Genomic DNA, 2,045 nt, shown 5'->3' on the forward strand with positions numbered 1-2,045 from the left:
CTTCCCGCCGTTCAAAACGCATCGACGCCAACTCACGTAAGCCCAGATAGCCCTGTTCACCGGGATAGTTCACAAGATCCCCGCCTAACTTACGCAGCGCTTTTTCACTAGCTTCAATTAAGCTCTCCGTTGGAAATGTAAACGGGTCGGGGCGTCCACCTGTAAAAGCAAAGTCTTTTTCCATAATATTCTCCTCCAAAACCGGTCGCCGGATTTCCGGCTGGAAACATATGATATATTCCTACACACTAAAGTTGTTGTGTTGTTCCAGCACTTATGGAACGATGAACCACGATGCTGTAGGGTCCGATGGAACATCATGGTACAACATCAAAACAATTATAGCGTATTTCCAGTAGAAATACAAGTTTTTAGAGGAGATATGGTAAACGATCTACAAGACCACCGAGACGGCTCGACCGATCATCAGAATGATACAACGGAATGGGAAAATAGCGGGTTGACGACAAGACTAGATAATTCACACAATTCATCCAAATAGAAAGCCCCAGTATTAGCCGACAAGCTGTGCTGATACCGGGGCTTTTTTAGGCTGCAATACGTCGTTTTTTTTGGCAAGTCAGTTAAGCCACCTTCTATCCCTCCTCCGGATTAATCAGGTTGTTCGCGGCATGAACGGGCCGGAAGAGGGTGCGACGCTTTGGTGGCATTGATTCTAGGAGTGTCGGGTGCGGATCCCAATCGTGCCATTTGGTGTCAACTGTGTTGTAACAGCTAAAGATAGCGAGCCGGTCATTTTCTGTGTTTGTCCACGCCGAGCTGCTATGAGTAATAGCTTCGGTGAAGAACATCAAAGAGCCAGCAGGACAGGAATAGGTGTCCCAGAGAGGTGAGCCGGGGTCCTGAATGCTTGGAGGTGCGGTGTATACTGCCTTATGGCTCGCAGTAACGAACAGTGTACCACCCTGTCCTTTCTTCACCGGATTGAACTCCCAAACCACGCGGGTTAGACCGCTGTGCGCCCTACCGGGTACGCAGTGGTAGAAATGTGAATCGCCCGGAAAACGCCACAGTCCATTACCGTTGTGTGGCCCGAATGGGGTGTCACCGATTGTCCGGTGCATGAGGCTGCAAGATTCCATACGGAATCCGTAGCAATCTTGACTCGCCAACGCCGGATACGCCACAAATTCGTTCATGAACCCCACAACGAGCGGATGGTCAGAGAGTTTCTGCATCGGTCCACCGAGAGGGGAACGCTCATGCTCAGGGATAGAATCCGGGTTGTCACGCAACTGGTAACCAAATTCCCGCATCTCTTTAACTTCGTTTTCTGTCAACACGCCCGGGATCAATACCCACCCTTTACTATCGAAGATATACTTCTGTTCCTGAGTGGGTTCAATCACCGGTTCACCGTCCGAATTGGTTCGGGTTAAATCGGTCTCATCTGGATCTAGGTTCGCTCCCAAGTTCTTATCGACAATGAACGGTTTCGCATAAGTGTCGTCTGTTAATGCCATAGAAGAATATCTCCTCCAATAGTCGATGGGATTCAGGGATCAGCGGGATAACCAAGTCCTGTCTCCCACTTTCGTAACGATTAGCTTGCGTCTTGACTTGTCTTATAGCCGGACACAATGGTGTTAGTGTTACCCTCTAGTACATTGTTCGGATCAATCCGGTACGGGTCATCGTCATACCGACCAACGGGGCGCATCGCCGAATCGTGATAGCCAAAGCGGACAGATCGACGCCACTTATCGGTACGGTTCACTGAAGAATATCACATCCCCGGCTTTTGCGGGTATGGGAATAGACTCTACTCTGTCCGGGTGGTACACATCGGTTGGCAGATGCGGCGCGGTGTCGGGCCCCATGATGTGTTCAAGACCCCCATCCTTATGGCTACCCGGCACGACGCAAAGGCTTCCACTCTCAAGCGGCGTATCATCGAGGTGAAGCAGACAGTCGACAAAATCTAGACCATCGTGCGGATAGAAGGGATAGTCCTGATGCATCGGGAAGGGAGTCCCTCGTTCCGGGGGCTTTGCGTGTAAAACGGTGTGATGCCACTGAACACT

The 2,045-nt window shown here is 50.5% G+C and carries 4 protein-coding genes; all 4 read right to left on the minus strand.

From position 1 onward, the window contains the following. Positions 1–184, minus strand: a 184-nt coding sequence (locus tag J4G02_05290; protein MCE2393992.1) for a PLP-dependent aminotransferase family protein, incomplete at its 3' end; no start/stop codon positions are given. A 412-nt stretch (positions 185–596) separates the two neighbouring features. After that, positions 597–1,484 carry a phytanoyl-CoA dioxygenase family protein gene (locus tag J4G02_05295; GenBank protein MCE2393993.1) on the minus strand — a complete coding sequence of 296 codons (888 nt, stop codon included), beginning with the start codon at positions 1,482–1,484 and terminating at the stop codon, positions 597–599. An 80-nt stretch (positions 1,485–1,564) separates the two neighbouring features. Then, positions 1,565–1,738 carry a hypothetical protein gene (locus J4G02_05300; protein ID MCE2393994.1) on the minus strand — a complete coding sequence of 58 codons (174 nt, stop codon included), beginning with the start codon at positions 1,736–1,738 and terminating at the stop codon, positions 1,565–1,567. Beyond that, positions 1,722–2,045: phytanoyl-CoA dioxygenase family protein (locus tag J4G02_05305; GenBank protein ID MCE2393995.1), on the minus strand; the 324-nt coding region annotated here is incomplete at its 5' end. The genes J4G02_05305 and J4G02_05300, both read right to left, overlap by 17 nt.

The sequence above is a fragment of the Candidatus Poribacteria bacterium genome, from assembly GCA_021295755.1.
Lineage (GTDB): Bacteria > Poribacteria > WGA-4E > WGA-4E > PCPOR2b > PCPOR2b.

Excerpts from the sequence above, each read along its gene's own strand:
- J4G02_05295 (MCE2393993.1), bottom strand. The coding sequence starts at position 1,484 with ATGGCATTAACAGACGACACTTATGCGAAACCGTTCATTGTCGATAAG.